General features: G+C 64.8%; 13 protein-coding genes. 5 read left to right on the top strand and 8 right to left on the bottom strand.

Annotated features, from left to right (window positions below):
- Window positions 1-12: 12 nt before the first annotated feature.
- Window positions 13-903 (bottom strand): EamA family transporter, encoded by an 891-nt coding sequence (locus ACVWWJ_RS02645; RefSeq protein ID WP_456966672.1) that lies wholly within the window; start codon window positions 901-903, stop codon window positions 13-15.
- Between the two features lie 99 nt (window positions 904-1002).
- Window positions 1003-1791 carry an AMP nucleosidase gene (locus ACVWWJ_RS02640; protein ID WP_456966671.1) on the bottom strand — a complete coding sequence of 263 codons (789 nt, stop codon included), beginning with the start codon at window positions 1789-1791 and terminating at the stop codon, window positions 1003-1005.
- A gap of 156 nt (window positions 1792-1947) precedes the next feature.
- Between ACVWWJ_RS02640 and ACVWWJ_RS02635 the strand changes: the two genes are divergently transcribed.
- Together ACVWWJ_RS02635 and ACVWWJ_RS02630 are read left to right on the top strand one after the other, a co-directional pair.
- On the top strand, window positions 1948-2892 hold the full coding sequence (locus ACVWWJ_RS02635; protein WP_200851592.1) for a DegV family protein: 945 nt from the start codon (window positions 1948-1950) through the stop codon (window positions 2890-2892).
- Between the two features lie 2 nt (window positions 2893-2894).
- Window positions 2895-3539, top strand: coding sequence for a DUF4124 domain-containing protein (locus tag ACVWWJ_RS02630; RefSeq protein WP_456966670.1), 645 nt, complete (start codon window positions 2895-2897; stop codon window positions 3537-3539).
- Here ACVWWJ_RS02630 and ACVWWJ_RS02625 read toward each other — a convergent pair.
- Window positions 3536-4318, bottom strand: a complete 783-nt coding sequence (locus ACVWWJ_RS02625; RefSeq protein ID WP_063572325.1) for an SDR family oxidoreductase — start codon at window positions 4316-4318, stop codon at window positions 3536-3538. The two genes, ACVWWJ_RS02630 and ACVWWJ_RS02625, sit on opposite strands and share 4 nt — an antisense overlap.
- Before the next feature lie 91 nt (window positions 4319-4409).
- Between ACVWWJ_RS02625 and ACVWWJ_RS02620 the strand changes: the two genes are divergently transcribed.
- Both ACVWWJ_RS02620 and ACVWWJ_RS02615 read left to right on the top strand, forming a co-directional pair.
- On the top strand, window positions 4410-5210 hold the full coding sequence (locus ACVWWJ_RS02620; protein WP_456966669.1) for an ABC transporter ATP-binding protein: 801 nt from the start codon (window positions 4410-4412) through the stop codon (window positions 5208-5210).
- A 45-nt stretch (window positions 5211-5255) separates the two neighbouring features.
- Window positions 5256-5480, top strand: coding sequence for a hypothetical protein (locus tag ACVWWJ_RS02615; protein ID WP_456966668.1), 225 nt, complete (start codon window positions 5256-5258; stop codon window positions 5478-5480).
- 31 nt (window positions 5481-5511) lie between these two features.
- Here the strand turns inward: ACVWWJ_RS02615 and ACVWWJ_RS02610 are convergent, their stop codons facing one another.
- Entirely contained in the window at window positions 5512-7461 is a 1950-nt protein-coding gene (locus ACVWWJ_RS02610; protein WP_456966667.1) for a S8 family serine peptidase, read from the bottom strand.
- 37 nt (window positions 7462-7498) lie between these two features.
- A complete protein-coding gene (locus tag ACVWWJ_RS02605) occupies window positions 7499-10237 on the bottom strand; it encodes an ESPR-type extended signal peptide-containing protein (protein ID WP_456966666.1) in 2739 nt (912 codons plus the stop codon).
- Window positions 10238-10517: 280 nt separating this feature from the next.
- Between ACVWWJ_RS02605 and ACVWWJ_RS02600 the strand changes: the two genes are divergently transcribed.
- Entirely contained in the window at window positions 10518-11894 is a 1377-nt protein-coding gene (locus ACVWWJ_RS02600; protein ID WP_456966665.1) for a sensor histidine kinase, read from the top strand.
- Here the strand turns inward: ACVWWJ_RS02600 and ACVWWJ_RS02595 are convergent.
- From ACVWWJ_RS02595 to ACVWWJ_RS02585, 3 genes are read right to left on the bottom strand one after another with little or no spacing between them, the layout of a single operon-like run.
- Window positions 11881-12603, bottom strand: a complete 723-nt coding sequence (locus ACVWWJ_RS02595) for a response regulator transcription factor (RefSeq protein ID WP_456966664.1) — start codon at window positions 12601-12603, stop codon at window positions 11881-11883. The genes ACVWWJ_RS02600 and ACVWWJ_RS02595 overlap by 14 nt on opposite strands.
- A 13-nt stretch (window positions 12604-12616) precedes the next feature.
- The gene (gene sppA, locus ACVWWJ_RS02590) at window positions 12617-14536 is read right to left on the bottom strand and encodes a signal peptide peptidase SppA (protein ID WP_456966663.1); all 1920 of its coding nucleotides are present in this window, start codon (window positions 14534-14536) and stop codon (window positions 12617-12619) included.
- A 53-nt stretch (window positions 14537-14589) separates the two neighbouring features.
- The gene (locus tag ACVWWJ_RS02585; protein WP_159891037.1) at window positions 14590-15975 is read right to left on the bottom strand and encodes an MATE family efflux transporter; all 1386 of its coding nucleotides are present in this window, start codon (window positions 15973-15975) and stop codon (window positions 14590-14592) included.
- Between the last annotated feature and the right edge of the window lie 114 nt (window positions 15976-16089).

Here is a 16089-nt window from a genome sequence, read left to right as displayed (position 1 = left end):
ATAAATCGGCTCCTACAGAGGAGCGTCGGCGGCCTGTCTCCAACGGAGGTACGGCGCGCAGACGAAGATCGCCACGCCTGCCAACATCACCGCCGCGCCTGCCCAGACAGCAGTCGCGAAGTGCTCATCGAATGCCAGGTACGACGTCACGATGCCCGACACTGGAACGATCAGCGACAGCGGCGCAACGCTCGCCGCCGGGTACTTCTTCATCAGGTTGTTCCAGACCATGTAACCGAACACGGTCGTGACGTATGCCTGGAACAGTACCGAGCACGCCGCTGCCCAGGTCACGCCGTGGGACAAGGCAATGAATGGCGCCGCACCTTCGCTCACGTAGGTCAGCAAGAACAGCACAGGCGCGGAGAACACGCTTGACCACGCGATGAAGGCGATCATGTCTTTTGGCTTGTGTCGTTTCACGATCAGGTTGCAGACGCTCCAGCTGATCGCTGCGAGCAATACGAGCACGACACCCAGCGTCGTCGATGTGCCTGTCGTGGCATGGATGACGACCAGCAGTCCGGCCGCTGCGACCAACATGCCCACCAACTGCGGCGTGCGCATGCGTTCACGAAGCAGGACGGCACTGAGGATGACGGTAAAGAACGCGCTGAACTGCAGTACCAGCGACGACAGTCCGGGCGACATGCCCTTCGACATCGCCAGGTTCACCACCCACCACAGGCCGACACCGAACAACACGCCGTAGGTGGCAAGCGAAGCCATCGGCACGTCTCGTGGACGTGGAAGGAAGAGAATCAGCGGGAAGGCCGTAAACGCAAAGCGCAATCCGGTGAGCAGGAAGGGATCGAGGTCGCGCAGGCCAACCTCGATCACGGAGAAGTTGCTGCCCCAGATGAGGGTAACGAGGATGCCCAGGAAGAGGTCGCGCGGTTTCATTTGCTTCCTTGTCGGTGAAGCGGGGGCGAGCACCCATCGCCGCTGAAGCGGCTCCCACAAGTGCACGGCGCACAATGCTTGGGGGCGCGGCTCCGCGGGTCAGTCGATGGAGTCGTCTTCGAAACGGAGGTGTTTCACACTGCGGCCGTGACGACGAACGAGCTTCAACGCTTCGATGCCGACCTTGATGTGACGTTCGACAAAGTTCGCGGTGACCACTGCGTCACTGCTTTCGGTCTTCACGCCCTCGGGGATCATCGGCTGGTCAGAAACCAGCAGGAGCGCGCCGCAGGGAATGTGATTGGCGAACCCGGCGGCGAAGATCGTCGCGGTTTCCATGTCGATGGCCATGCTGCGCGTGCGACGCAGGTAGTCCTTGAAGGCCTCGTCGTGCTCCCAGACCCGGCGATTGGTCGTATACACGGTACCTGTCCAGTAGTCATGACCGAGGTCGCGGATCATCGTGGACACGGCGCGCTGGAGCTGGAAGGCCGGGAGGGCCGGCACCTCGGGCAGCAGGTAGTCGTTCGAGGTGCCCTCGCCGCGGATCGCCGCAATCGGCAGGATCAGGTCGCCGATTGCGTTTTTTCTCTTCAGGCCGCCGCACTTGCCGAGGAAAAGGACCGCCTCCGGCGCGATGACGCTGAGCAGGTCCATGACCGTGGCGGCATTGGGGCTGCCCATGCCGAAGTTAATCAGGGTGATGCCGTCGGCCGTGGCGTTGGGCATCGGCCGGTCACGGCCGCGCACTTCGACACCGTGGTCGAGGGCGAAACGTTCGACGTAATGGCCGAAGTTGGTCAGCAGGATGTGCTGTCCGAAGCCCTCCAGGGGGGTGCCCGTGTAGCGGGGCAGCCAGTTGGAGACGATCTCGTTCTTGGTTTTCATGGGGAACCCGTCGGCGCGGTTACCGGCGACGCCACGCCGGCGGAGTGCCAAATTCATTCGGGCAAGTGTAGCATCCGGCCCAAGCGGGGCGAGATGGAACGCAGCGGGCGTTTCGGGTGCCGCTGGGCCTTTGGCCTTCGACGGGGGTAGTACCCGATGCGAATCGGTGTAGCGATTGATGCGGCCTGTGATGTTCCACAGGATTTCCTGGAGCGCAACGGCATCGCCGTGCTGCCGATCACCGTCAAGGTCGACGGCCAGAAGTTCAAGGATGACCGCGACCCGGTGGAGATCCAGCGTTTCCGCGACCAGAAGATGGGTAGCAAGAGCCACTCGGCCGAAACCGAGCCGAGCTCGGTGGAAGACGTGCAGAACCTGTTCCTCGACCGACTGGTCAAGGACTACGACTGCGTCGTCTGCCTGACCATCATGGCCACCCGCAGCCCCATCCACGACAACGTGATCAAGGCCAGCTTTGCCATCCTGAAGAACTACCGACCCATCCGTGAGGCGGCTGGCATCACCGGTCCCTTCCTGATGCGCGTTGTCGATACGCGCAACATTTTCGCCGGCTCCGGCCCGGTGGTCGCCGAGGCTGTGCGCATGATCCAGGCCGGCAAATCACCGGCCGAGGTGCGTGAGCGGGTCGCCCACATCGCCGACTGCTCGTATGGCTACATGCTGCCGCGCGACCTGAACTATCTTCGCTCGCGCGCCCGCAGCAAGGGTGACCGCAGCGTCAGCTTCATGAGTTCCATGCTGGGTACGGCGCTGGATATCAAACCGATCCTTCGCGCTCATCGCGGCGAGACCGGCCCGGTCGGCAAGGTACGCGGCTTCGATCATGGTGCCCAGGTGCTGTTCGACTATGCGGCCAAGCGTGTCCAGGCCGGCCTGCTCGTTCCATCGCTGTCGCTCAGTTACGGTGGCGACCTCGAGGAAATGCGCGCCTTGACCGGTTACCACGCGCTTACCCGCGTCTGCGGCGATGCCGGCGTGGAGATCCTCGAAAGTCCGATGGGCATCACCGGCATGGTGAACGTGGGTGAAGGTGCCATGACCCTCGGCTTCGCCTCCGAAGACCACGTCGCGGACTTCTGAGCATGCGCCAGACAGTCTTCGCACTCGCGGCGCTGGCCCTTGCGGCCACCGATGGCGCCCGTGCGGAGACCGTCTACAAGTGCGTGACAGGTGGACAGACGATCTACCAGCAGACGCCCTGCGCGAGCAGTCAGCGGCAGGAAACGCTGCAGCTTCAGGACTCTGCACCGGCGAGCGGTCGGGTGGCGCCCATGCCCGGCCCACCGCAGCGTGAGGAAGCGACAGCCGATGCCTCCCCACCGCCGCAGCCATTAGCTCCGCCGCCCCGCATGTTCGGCTGTATTCGCGCAACGGACGGAAAGCCCTACACCAGTGCTGACGGCAACCCCCAACCCTATCTCGCACCATTGGGCGTGCTCGGTGTCGCCAGCGGATCGCTTTCCGACACCTACGGGAATCCGAATTCGGCCGTGGCGTCGGCGCCAGAACTCAACCGGGGCAAAGGGAACGTCGGCGCGATAGCCTCCAGCAACTACGTCTGGGTGCAGGACCAGTGCCGCGAGCTCAGCCCGGCAGAAACCTGTCAGGCCTTGCGTAACGAGTCTGACGCCACGCAGCGACAGATCCGCAACGCCTTCAAGAGTGACCGCGCACCGCTGGATGCGAAGGACGCGCGTTTGCGCGACCAGTTGCAGTCCTGCCGCTAAAAGCCGTAACGAAGAAATCCACCGTCGACCGCGACGATCTCGCCCGTGACGTAACTGGATGCAGGCATGCACAGGAAAGCCACGGCGCCAGCCACTTCCTCGGGTTCACCAATGCGTCCCATCGGCGTGCGGTCGAGCACCTCTTCGAGATACTCCGCGTTCGCGAGCGCCGGCTCACTGCGCTGCGTGCGGATGTACCAGGGCGCGACGGCGTTGACGCGGATACCGTCCTCCGCCCATTCAACGGCGAGGTTGCGCGTAAGTTGGTGCAGCGCGGCTTTGGTCATGCCATAAGGCGAACCGGTGCGCACATGCGTGATGCCGGATACCGAGCCGATGTTCACGATGGCCGCGTTTGCGTGCTGCACGAGGTGCGGGTACGCGGAGCGGCACATTTCGTAAGCCGAGAAGACGTTCAGTTCGAACAGCTGCCGGTATTCCTCGGGCTCATAATCGAGCGTCGCGCGCGGGGTGTTACCGCCGACATTATTCACCAGGATCGACAGATTCACCTCGAGATCCGCTACCCAGTCGAACACGGCAAGGCGATCTTCCTCGTCGGCGAGGTCGGCCGCCATGGCAAGGATTTCGACGTCGGGGCACTCTTCGGCAAGCTCGTCACGAACTTCTTCCAGCTGGAGTTCGTCACGGGCCACGAGCAACACATCGGCCCCGAGGACCGCCAGCTCACGCGCGCACGCGTAGCCGATACCTTTGCTGGCCCCGGTAACGAGGGCGGTGCGCCCATCGAGGCGCCAGCTGCTGAGTCGTGGGTGCATGGGTCGGTCTCCGTCGGTACGTGAATCGTACAGCGTGCCCACGTCAGCACGAAGGGTTGAGCATCGTCGTCGCTTGCGACAGGATGGGCGGATGACGGATCTCGAAGCTTTGCTCTCGATCGACCGAGCCACTGTGCTGCGAGACGACCGCAGGCTGCTCGACGCCCTTTCCCTGTCGATCTCGCCCGGCCAGCACACGGCGATTCTCGGACCGAACGGATCGGGAAAATCCACCCTGGTCAAGCTTATCGAGCGGCGGCTATATCCCCTCGTCCACGAGGATCGCTCACCGGTGGTGCGGATCTTCGGGCGCGATCGATGGAACGTCGCCGAGTTGCGTTCCCTGCTGGGCGTGGTGTCGTCCGATCTGCGTCGCGAGTTCGAAACCAGCAACGAGGTCGCGTTGAACGCCGTGCTTTCCGGTTTCTTCGCGTCGATGACGCTCGGGCTGGACCATGTCGTCGATGACACTATGCGTGGTCTTGCCGTCGAGGCACTCGAGCGTGTCGGTGCAGAGGGCCTCGCCGGGCGCGACGTTTCGACGCTGTCGACGGGTGAGGTCCGTCGGGTCCTGATCGCGCGGGCGTTGGTCCACCGACCGCGTGCGTTGCTTCTCGACGAACCCTGCGCCGGACTGGACCCGGGCACGCGACGGCGCTTCCTGGACCTGCTCAGCGAACTGGCCCGGGAAGGGACGACGCTCCTGCTGGTGACGCATCACGTGGAGGAAATCGTTCCGGAAATCGAGCACGTGGTCATGCTTCGGGATGGCCGTCTCTTCGACCAGGGCGCGAAAGAGGATCTCCTCGCTGAGGGCCGCCTTTCCGAGCTGTTCGGGTGGAAGATGGAGGTGGAACGGGCTAACGGTTTTTACGGCACCCGATTGCGCTGACGTGCTGCGCGCGCGAGACTCGCCGGGACACGCCGAGGAATCGCCATGATCCGCACCACCCTGCCGCTCGCACTCGCACTCGCCCTCGCCTGCGCCGCCTGCTCGAAACCGGCGGCGCCAACGCCGGCAACACCGCCCGCGCCCCAGGCACGCGTATCGACGCCCTGGGATTCGATGGAAGCCCAGAAGAAAAAAGCGCAGGACGTTCAGAAGACCGTGGACGACCAGGCGAAGCGCCAGCAGCAGGCCGTCGAGGCGCAGGAGCAGTAGTCACACTCCCACGCCGCGACCGCGCCCGTCGTCAATTGGCGGTGTAACTACCCGATACGCTCACGCCTGCGTAATCCTTGACGCCGGCTACGCGCACGTACCACGTACCACCCGCCGGCAAGGTCTGGACCACGGACTCGTTGTTACCCGGCTTCGCCGACTGAAAGTCTGCGTTGTTCCCGTTATCCGTCGGTGGCACACCGCGCTTCACATAGAGGGACACATCGCCGGTGCCACCCAAGGTGCGGAACACCAGATTGCGCGCACCCGCCGGCACATCGAGGCGATACAGCACCGAGGTGCCGGCCTTACCGGCCTGACCGGTCATTGTCGCTCCATTGCCCAGCACCACCGACGCGATGGGTGTGTCCGAAGCGATGGCCGCCCGCACTGCGGCGCTTGCGTCGACGATACCGATGCCGATCGGATGGTCAGGCGTGAGAGGGAAGCTACGCGAGGAGTTGACCAGCGCGAGGCGAATCTGGTCGGGCGTGAGTGGCGCGTGGCCCGCGTCTTTCACCGCGCCTACCATCAGGGCGATGGTGCCGGCCACGTGCGGTGTCGCCTGCGACGTTCCGGCCATGCCGCCATAGGCAGCCTGGTCTTCCACCGTGGCGCCGCTGTTTAGCGTGGACCAGACGAAACCCGCATCCACCGTGCTGCTGCCGGTGTTTGCATCGTTTGCATAGATACCACCGCCGGGTGCCGCCACCGTCACTATGGGACCAAAGTTGGAGTAGAACGCACGCCTTCCGGTGATACCGACCGAAGCGACCACGATCGCGCCGGGGCAGCTCGCCGGCGAGTATCCCGCCGCGTCGTCGTTGCTATTGCCTGCTGCGACGACTACCGCCGTGCCGCGCGCATTGGCGCCTGCGATGGCCGTGCTGGTGACGTCACTGGCATCGCAGACACCGGAGCCACCGAGACTCATGCTGATCACCTGCGCCGGATTGGCGTTATCGGGCACGCCGTCGACGTGGCCGCCGGAAGCCCAGACGATGGCATCGGCGATGTCAGACGTGTAGCCACCACAATGGCCCAGCACGCGGACCGGAAGCACCCGTGCACCCGGCGCGACACCGGCCATGCCGATGCCGTTGTTACTGCGCTCGCCGATCGTGCCGCTCACATGCGTGCCGTGCCAGCTACTGGCCTCGGGCGGGTTCGATGCATCGGTGCATTCACTCAACCAGGGGTCGGTGGTCGTCCAGTCGCCGGTGTCCCAACCACCTGGGACACGGCCGTCCGTCGTCCGGCCGGAAACCAGGGCGTCATCGATGAAGTCATAGCCTTCGCCGGCAAGATCCAGATTGAGATCGCTATGGTGCGTTATGCCCGTGTCGAGCACGGCGACCACGACGCCCGAGCCGTCCGCCATCGCCCACGCGGCGGAGGCGTCACTGCCACCCTTGTTTGCAACGGCGGTCGTGTCGCTCCCTACCGTGGTGGCGCTACCGTCGCCAGCGCGCATGTGCCACTGGAACTGCGTATACATCGGGTCGTTCGGTGTACTCGTGGTGACGCCGGTCGGCAGGATACCTGGTGCTTTGGTGTCGGCCACCGGATGTAGCATGACGTCGGCTTCGACGTGGACAACCGACGGATCGGAAGCAATCTGCTGCATCAGGGCGAGCGACTCACTACGCGAAAGTTTGCGCGGCGTACGCACCAGGTCGGCTCCGATAGCGAGCTTGCGCTGCCACTTCATGGTGCTCGGCGCCAGCGCACCTGCCTTCGCCGAACGCATGTCCAGCTGGGCACGCGATGCGGCGGCGGCGACGCCCTGCTCGATGAGTACGTGGTTCGCGTGCGCGGCGCTGCCCGGCGCATAGGTCACGATGAAGCGATCGTATTTGCCGGTGTCAGGCATGCCCACGCTGCGGACCTTGGCTGAAACGACTGGGACGACCTGCGTATCCGTTGCGTGTACCGGAAAAATCATGGCCGCGGCGAGTGCGCCGAGGCGAAAGGTTTTCATGGGAAACATATCTCTGATCCTTGAAGCAATGAGGGGATTACCAGCTGAAGCCGCCACCAATACCGACGGACGACTCAGAGCCAGAGGCGGATGCACCGATGGAGATGCTTGCGCGGTTGTTGCTGAAACCGCGCTGGTAACCCACCGAAACGGCCGACTGTCCGCCGTAGCTGCCGGCGCCGGCACCGACGCGGTTCTCACCCGAGAGGCCGGATGTGTTCATCGCCATCTGTGACATGGCCGTACCCATGGCGCCGACGCGGTCGAGGCGCCGATTGACCTTGCTGAACTGGTCGCTCACCTGGCTCCGGAAGCTATCAAGTGCGGCTCCGCCACCGGCCTGTTGGTCGGTGTAGGCCTTGGCGGCCTGCAGGGTTGCCTGATCACCAGCATCGGCATAGGTTTTTGCGGTCGCCAGCGCGTCGTCGATCTGCCCGGTAACGGCCGCGTCAGTGCGCGCGGTACCGGCTGCCACGTTCGTGATCCGACGCTGATTGGTCACTGTTCCAACCGACACCGTGTTGGCCTGGTCGGCGATCGAACCCGCGCCCAAGGCGACGGCGTTCGATGCCGTCACCTGCGATCCCTGGCCCAGCGCCGTGCCCGAAGGCGCTGCCACGTTGGTGTCGGCGCCGATAGCGACCGAGTTGGTCGCCGCTGCACCGATCGTCGCGTTGCTACCCAACGCCGTGCTGCCGTCGGCGCCGATCGTCGCGTGGTTGCCGACCGCCGTGTCACGGCCATCCGTCGCGATGCTGCCGTCGCCAATGGCCATCCCCTTCCCCGATCCCGTGGCCTGCCCGGCGCCGCCGACGAAACCCATCTGATCGAGGCGCTGGCCCATCTGAGAGAGTGCGCTGTCGAGTGCGCTGACCGCGCCACCCACGCCGTAGTACGAGGCACCCTGGACCAAATACGACGGCGCTTCGAATCCGGCCGGAGTCATCGCCGCTCCGCCACCGAGGGCAACCCCCAACGCATTGCCCAGTGCGTCGATAGCCTGCGAGTTTGACGCGCTCCCGGCGCCGGTCTGGGCCAACGCGATATTGAGTTGCTGCATGTTGACCGCGTCGGTATTGCTGGTACCCGCGGCCACATTGGTAAGCTGGCGCTCCGCACCCACGCTGCCGATCGAAACACTGTTGTCGCGGTCAGCCACCGACCCCGAACCCAGCGCCACGGAGTTCATGTTCAGCGCCTGGCTTCCTGCACCGATCGACACGGCATTGTCGGCCAGCGCCGCGCTACCGAATCCGATGGCCGTCGAGAAGTCGTTCGTGGCGACAGCGCTCCCGCCGATCGCGCTTGCCCCAACGCCGATGGCGTAGGAGCCTGAGCCAAGCGCTGCCGAGTAATCCCCTTCGGCATCCGAGCCGGCACCGAGCGATGCACTCTGAGCGCCCGCCGATATCGCGTTCGTGCCGATCGCGACCGACTGCGTCTTGCTGGCATGGGCTGCGGTGCCGATGGCCATCGAATCGTCGACGTTCTGGTTCGGATCGGTCACGTCGGCATCGGGGTTGCCCGCCGTGGCGCCTAGGCCGATAGCGAGGTTCTCTGTTCCACTACCGCCGCGCGCCTGTGCATTTGTGCCGATGGCGATGTCGCTGGTCCAGCCGGCAATGGCGCCGTGGCCGACGGCCACGCTGTCCTGACCGTAACCGACACTACCGAAACCCACGGCGGTCGCGCCGTCGAATTGCGTTTCGCTTTCGCGTCCCACCGCGACGCTGCCGTCACCCTTTGCACTACTCCGGTAACCGACAGCCACAGAACCGGATAGTTCGCCCGAACCCGTGTCCTCGGAGCCACCCGCGTAGGCAAGCGTGCCGATGGCCGTGCTGTAGTCGCCGAAGGAAATCGCAGCGGCGCCCACGGCGTTACTCGCATAACCGTAGGCCCATGTCTTCTCGCCGCCCGGCGTGCTGGATCGCGGCAGCTGACCGTCGCCGTTGGCGTCCAGCCAGCCACCGATCGCAAGCGACGCGTTACCGATGGAATACGTGCCGGAGCCGACCGCCACCGATCCATTTCCGTAAGTCACCGCACCCATGCCGAGTGCTACGCCACCGATGGTGTTCTGTGCCGAAGCGGCGTTAAAACCGATGGCGACGGAACTCGTCGATTTATACGCCACGGCACCGGTGCCGATGACGATGTCGTTGGTAGCGCCCTCGGTTGCGGAAGGATCGACCGTTTCGGCCCCGCTGCCGATCACGATACTTCCCGCGGAAAGCACGTCGGCATAGCCAGAACCGACGACCGTCGAGCTATCCCCCAAGGCGCTCGCGCCGTATCCGATCGCGAGGGCGCCACTACCCGCGGCCGTCGCGCCAGCGCCGACAGCTGTCGCGCCGTCGGTCAACGCCTGCGCATTCATGCCGACCGCTACGCCGTTGGATCCCGTCGTGCCGGCGCCGACACCGAGCGCGACATCGGCGTAGCCGCCTACACTGGCAGGCGTCGACGTCGCCGGATCCGCATCGGACAGAGCCAGATACGGCGCTGTGTCGGAGATGGCCGTGTTCGTGCCCGTGGTCACCGATGCGGCGCACAACGTAACGTCCGTCGCCGCCGTGGCCGGGCCGCCTGCCCACAGCGGACTGCCGCACGCACTGGCGGCACCTGGCACACACGTCACGAGGCCGACGAGGACAAGGCACGCAGACGTGCGCGCCGACCGGGTGTTCCCCTTACCCCTCGCTCGCGCGTGTTCCGATGCAACGACGACTGCGCCGAGCGCGCAGCTCCAGACCTTGCTGAAAATCGTGTTCACCTGCGGTATCTCCCCGAGACCGTCCGGATGCACTTCGTGCCCCTCAGCACCTCCGGAGTCACCTGGACCCGGACGCGCACCCTGCTGGCCGACAATGAATGAAAGGGACGTCTATCCGTCCCCATGCGATGGAACCAGCGTCGAGCGTCGTCCAGCGTCACGAGAAAAACACGCACGGTTATCCACGTATCTTGCGAATCTCACGAACCTCACGCTTGCTCACGAAGGCGGCGCGGGCAAGAATGGGGCGGCAATCTTTTCTCAGTGGTGCTGGAAGCGTATGCGGGCTTTCTCTTCCATGCGGGAGTGGCTTGCCCGGGCGCCGACTAACGACCCGGTCGAGCGACTCAGCGCGCCGTTCATGCAGTGGCTCCTGATCGCTGTGGGCATCGCCGTGCCCCTCGTTCGTATTTACGCAGCCTCGATCGGTCCGACTCTTCCCATGACACTGTGGAAGACCTTCGACTGGATCGATTTCGTAACGGATGCCGCAATCCTGTCGGCGGCATGGCTTGGCGTGATGCTCATCCGCCGTGGCCGGTTTGCCTGGGCGGTCTGGACGTTCATGGGCGTGTTGCTCGCTTCTGCCGCCGCTGCCTATGCCACCGGTGGCTACCGCCTTTCCCCGCCCGATCCCCTTCCGGTCCTCATCATGGCGGCTGGCGGCATCGTGCTCGGCCGGCGCGCCCTCTGGGTCAGCTATGCGTCGCTGGTAGGCATCTTCGCGCTGGGCCAGCTTGCCGACGAGTTATGGCTTGGCGGTCCGCTGCACGGCCATTGGGGTGCATTCCGCACGCTGCCGATGCTCGCACTCGCCTACGGCATCGTCGCCTTGATTCTCGATCGCGCCATCGCTGCGTTGCGCACGGCGCTGCGCCAGGCCGAAGAGCGCGCACGCGCCCTCGCTGAAAGCAACATGCGACTGGAACGCGAAATGGAGGAACGTGCGCGCACGCAGAGCCAGCTGATCCATTCGCAGAAGATGGACGCCGTCGGCCGACTTGCCAGCGGCGTGGCTCACGACTTCGACAACGTGCTCAACGTGGTGCTTGGTTATGCGTCACAGCGCGAAGAGCTTGCCGACCGCGGTACGACTGCCTTGCTTATTGCCCTGGAGGGCATCGAACTGGCCGCCATCCGTGCGCTGTCGATCAGCCGCAAGTTACTTAATTTCAGCCGTCACGATGCCGATGAACTTCATGTCTTCGACGCCGATGAAGTACTCGGTGAACTGGAGCCGATGCTCCGCCAGCTGCTGGGTCGCTATGCAACGCTTAACGTTGCACGTCCGCAACAACCGGTTTCCTTGCGCCTCAACCGCGGGCAATTCGAGCTGATGATCCTGAATATCGCCGCGAACGCGCGCGACGCCATGCCCGGGGGCGGCACGTTCGACGTTAGCCTGTCCGTTGACGAGCGGGGTCACGAGGCGACGCTGCGCTTCGCGGATAACGGCGTCGGCATGACCGAAGCGGTCAGAAAGAAAGTTTTCGAGCCGTTCTACACCACCAAACCAACCGGCAGCGGTACAGGCCTCGGGCTGTCGATCGTAGCCAGCATGATCGAAGCAGCAGGAGGCTCAGTGGAGGTCGTCAGCGCGCCGGGCGCCGGCACCGAGTTTGTGCTGCGACTGCCGTGCGCCTCTATGGCGCACTGACGAACAGGTAGCCTTTTCCGCGCGATGTCAGCAAGGGCAACGGCTCCCCTGTGGTTTCCTGCGCTTTGCGCCGAAGGCGATGCACCATCATCTCGAGGCGATGGGGATCGAAGTCGTAGACATCGGTCGCCAGCGCCGCGATCAGGGTTTCCCGCGACACCGCTTCCCCCTCCGCGCCGACCAGGATCCGCAGGGTGCAGCGTTCGGGTGCGGTGAGGGAAATTTCCTTTCCGCCCGGGGCGACCAGGCACCAGTCATTGGTATCAAGTTGCCAACCTGCCCTGGTCATGGGTGGCGACGACGAACGGGTGAGACGACGCGCGAGGCTGTTGAGCGTGGCCGCGAGCGTCTCGACATCGACGGGCTTTGCGAGGAAAGCGTCCGCACCGTTACTGAGCGCCTGGAGGTGATCCTGGCGCGTGCTGTTGCCGGTCAGCATCACGATGCCGGCGGAGGACACCTGCCGAAGGTGCGCGGCTACGCTGAGGCCGTCTTCATCCGGCAGGCCGATGTCCAGCACGACCATATCGAAACTCTGACCGATCATCATCCGATAGAGTTCGGCCGCCGTGCCCGCCCCTGAAACGTCGAACCCGTAGTAGCGCAACCCCGGCAGGATGATCCCTTCCCGGAGCTGCGCGTCGTCCTCCAGGCAAGCCACCCGCCACGAACGGGCGGCGGCGCCGGAAGGGTGGGAAGCACGCTTCATCGTTGCCGCTGCCTCAACGCGGTGAGCAGAAGCAATACGCGTAAACGTGCGGCTTGCCTGCCTCAGCCGTGCGGAACAGTGCGAACTCCGGCGCAAGGCGCGGCAGCTCGGCGACCCAGCTCGGTAGACGCAGACCCCACGACAACGCCACGTGGGTTTCCGTGCTGTCGCCGACATTGGTCAGGAAGCGCTCGAAGGCACCCATCGGCTTTTCGGCATAGCGCACCTTGAAGTCCGTACCGAGCTTCGCTTCCTGTGCAGCGTCGCGAATGGCGTCGTCGAGGCTGCCGATCTTGTCGACAAGGCCGCGGTCGAGCGCCTGCTGGCCCGTCCATACGCGGCCCTGGGCGATCGCGTCGATCGCCGCGAAATTCTTGCCGCGAGCCTTGGCCACGTTGCCGACGAAATCGCGGTAGCCCTTGTCGATGATGCTCTGGATGAGAATGCTGACTTTCGGATCGAGGGGACGCGTGATGTCGAACGCCCCGGCAAGCGAACTTGTCGCGACACCATCGCTCTTTACGCCAATCTTTGCGAGGGTATCCGGCACCGTATAGAACATGCCAAAGATGCCGATCGAACCGGTGATGGTGTTGGGCTCCGCATAAATGCGGTTGGCATTCATCGAAATCCAGTAACCACCGCTAGCGGCGACATCGCCCATCGAGACGATCACCGGAATACCTGCCGCGCGTGTGAGTTCGACTTCGCGACGGATCTGTTCGGCGGCGTACACCTCGCCACCGGGCGAGTTGACACGCAGGACGAGCGCGCTGGTGCGGGGGTCGGAACGCACGGTGCGGATCAATGCCGCCGTAGTATCGCCACCGATGCTTCCCTGAGCCTGCTTGCCGCCGGTGATCTCGCCTTCGGCCACGACGACGGTGACGCCCTTGCCGGTCTGCAACATGTCGGCCGTGGAGAGTCCGCGGTCGGCAAGATAGCGGTCAAGCTGGACCTGGCGGAAGCCCTGGTCCTTCTTGCCCGCCGGCACGCCACTCTCGCGCAGCATGTTCACGAACTGCTGCTCCGTGGCGATGCCGTCGACAAGCTTCTCCTGCACGGACAGATCCGCGAGGCTGCCGTTGGCATCGCGCACGCGTTCGGCAAGACCGTCCACATCGGTGCGCAGGGTGGCTGGGACGATATGGCGCATCTTCGCCACTTCTTCTATCCACGTCGTCCACAAACCGCCGAGCCAGTACGCATCGGCTTCCTTCGACTCGGGCGAGGCATGATCGAGGATGAACGGCTCCGCTGCACTCTTGAACTGACCGACGCGGAACAGGTGGACGTCGATGCCGAGCTTGTCGAGCAGGTCTTTGTAGAACAGACGGTAATTGGCGAGACCCGTGGCCATCACGCCGCCCTGGGGGTCGATGTAAAGCTTGTCTGCGTGGGCGGCGAGGTAGTACTGACCCTGGTCCAGGCTCACGCCCCACGCGAGCACCGGCTTGCCAGCGGCGCGGAAGCGATCCAGTGCCGCACCCACTTCGCGCAGCGCGGCAAAGCCGCCCGCCTGAAGTTTGTCGGTACGCAGCACGATCTGGCTGATCCGGGTGTCTTTCGCGGCCGCATCGATGGCGCGCACCAGGTCGCGCACCTGGACCTGTTTCACGCCGTCGCCGGACATCTTCGCAAAGGCTCGCGATAGCGCGTCCGCGCTGTACTGCTCGACCAGGGCCCCTTCGGGCGCCAGCACCAGCACCGTCTTGTCGTCGACCGCGTTGACATGGCCGCCGACGAGAACCGCGATCAGGAAGATCGCAAGAATGCCGAAGAAGATCGCATTGATGATGACCAGCCGGGTGATGTTGATTCCCCGGCCAAGGCCGCGCATGAACCGGCCGAACCCGCCCCCGCGCCGGGGCGGCGGAACGGGCTGCGAACGATAAGGCAGGGGTGGCGGCGTGACGTCGTGACGGTCCGGCATCTAAGCGGGTTCCTCGAAGGTTGTGTCGAGCGTAGCGCGTCGGGGCGACGGCATCACGTGTGGATTGGCAGGGGCCCGGTTCCGGCGTCTTCCGGCCACCGGCCCGTGGCGCTGCTCCGCCAGAAACGCAGGAAAAGGAGGACAGCCGCCATGCTCAGTCCGGCAATCAGGCCCATCCACATGCCGCGCGCACCCAGGTCGCGCGGGAAGGCCAGCCACCAGCCCACAGGCACGCCCACGCCCCAGTACGCGAACATGGTGATACCCATCGGCACGCGGGTGTCCTTCAGGCCGCGCAGCGCACCGTTGGAGGCGACCTGGATCCCATCGGAAAACTGGAAGAAGCCGGCCAGGATCAAAAGCTGGGAGGCCATGGCAACCACGGCCGGGTCGTTCGTGTAGAGGCTGGCGATCGGACCTGGCAGCAACAGCATGGTGCCCGAGGAGACGAACTGCGTGACCAGGACCAGGGCGATGCCCGACATGCCGGCGTAGCGCACGCCCTTGATGTCCCGCCGGCCGGCCGCGTTACCGACCCGAACCGTGATGGCCATGGACAGGCCCAGCGGAACCATGAAGGCGACCGATGCGACGTTGAGCGCCACGTGGTGGCTCGCCGTCACCGTTTCGCCGAGGCGGCCGATCATCAGGGCCACGGCGACGAACATGCCCGCCTCCATCAACAGGGTGACCGCCATGGGCAGGCCGATGTTGAGGAGCTGGCCGATCTTCTTCGCATCCGGTCTTGCCATGCGCTGGCGCAGGTTGAGGTCGCGGTAATTGCGATGGTTGAACACGTAGATAGCGAAGCCGATCGTCTCCAGCCACAGCACGATGGCCGTCGCGATGCCGCTGCCACGCGCGCCCATCACCGGGAAACCCAGCTTGCCGTACATGAGCACGTAGCCCAGCGGGGCAAGGATGAGCAGCCCGCCGAAACTGAAGTACATCGAAGGGCGCGGCATCGAGAGGCCTTCGGAGAGGCCACGCAGGGCGAAATAGGTCGTCAGCGCCGGCGCCGCGAAGCAGATCGCGTGCAGGAAGGCTGTCACGTCGGCGCGCATCGACTCGACGACACCGAACAGCGCCATCAACGGCGAGGCGTGCCACACGGCGAACGTCATGAGGGCACCGAGCACCCAGGCAATATAGAGGGCCTGGTGGAAGATCGCGCCGACCTCACCGCGGCGACCCGCGCCGTCGAGCTGCGCCACGGTCGGCGGCACCGACATCATCGTGCCAAGGCCGAAGACGAGCGCGAGCACCCAGATGTTCACGCCGGTGACCACCGAGGCCTGCGTATGCGCGCCCTGATGCCCGGCGAGGACCGCGTCGACGACGTTGGGCGCCATGGCGGAAAGCTGCGCGAAGATCATCGGAAGGGCCAGCCGGACGGTGGCGCCGATCTCGCGACGCGCGCGGGCACGGTCGAAGGACATGGGAAGGACACGCAGGGAGGGCCGCCCATTGTAGCCACCTCCCATGCCATCATCCGAATTCGTAAGGGGAAAACACGGGGTTGTAAGGATGAACGAACTGAAGCCGTCGCCCGT

Source organism: Luteibacter sp. HA06, assembly GCF_054061215.1.
This window is presented reverse-complemented; position numbering and strand designations above follow the sequence as displayed.

Coding starts and splice junctions, on each gene's coding strand:
- ACVWWJ_RS02620 (WP_456966669.1), top strand. CDS start 4,410: ATGACGGATCTCGAAGCTTTGCTCTCGATCGACCGAGCCACTGTGCTG.
- ACVWWJ_RS02645 (WP_456966672.1), bottom strand. CDS start 903: ATGAAACCGCGCGACCTCTTCCTGGGCATCCTCGTTACCCTCATCTGG.
- sppA (WP_456966663.1), bottom strand. CDS start 14,536: ATGCCGGACCGTCACGACGTCACGCCGCCACCCCTGCCTTATCGTTCG.
- ACVWWJ_RS02600 (WP_456966665.1), top strand. CDS start 10,518: ATGCGGGCTTTCTCTTCCATGCGGGAGTGGCTTGCCCGGGCGCCGACT.
- ACVWWJ_RS02630 (WP_456966670.1), top strand. CDS start 2,895: ATGCGCCAGACAGTCTTCGCACTCGCGGCGCTGGCCCTTGCGGCCACC.
- ACVWWJ_RS02615 (WP_456966668.1), top strand. CDS start 5,256: ATGATCCGCACCACCCTGCCGCTCGCACTCGCACTCGCCCTCGCCTGC.
- ACVWWJ_RS02625 (WP_063572325.1), bottom strand. CDS start 4,318: ATGCACCCACGACTCAGCAGCTGGCGCCTCGATGGGCGCACCGCCCTC.
- ACVWWJ_RS02635 (WP_200851592.1), top strand. CDS start 1,948: ATGCGAATCGGTGTAGCGATTGATGCGGCCTGTGATGTTCCACAGGAT.
- ACVWWJ_RS02585 (WP_159891037.1), bottom strand. CDS start 15,975: ATGTCCTTCGACCGTGCCCGCGCGCGTCGCGAGATCGGCGCCACCGTC.
- ACVWWJ_RS02640 (WP_456966671.1), bottom strand. CDS start 1,791: ATGAAAACCAAGAACGAGATCGTCTCCAACTGGCTGCCCCGCTACACG.
- ACVWWJ_RS02610 (WP_456966667.1), bottom strand. CDS start 7,461: ATGAAAACCTTTCGCCTCGGCGCACTCGCCGCGGCCATGATTTTTCCG.
- ACVWWJ_RS02595 (WP_456966664.1), bottom strand. CDS start 12,603: ATGAAGCGTGCTTCCCACCCTTCCGGCGCCGCCGCCCGTTCGTGGCGG.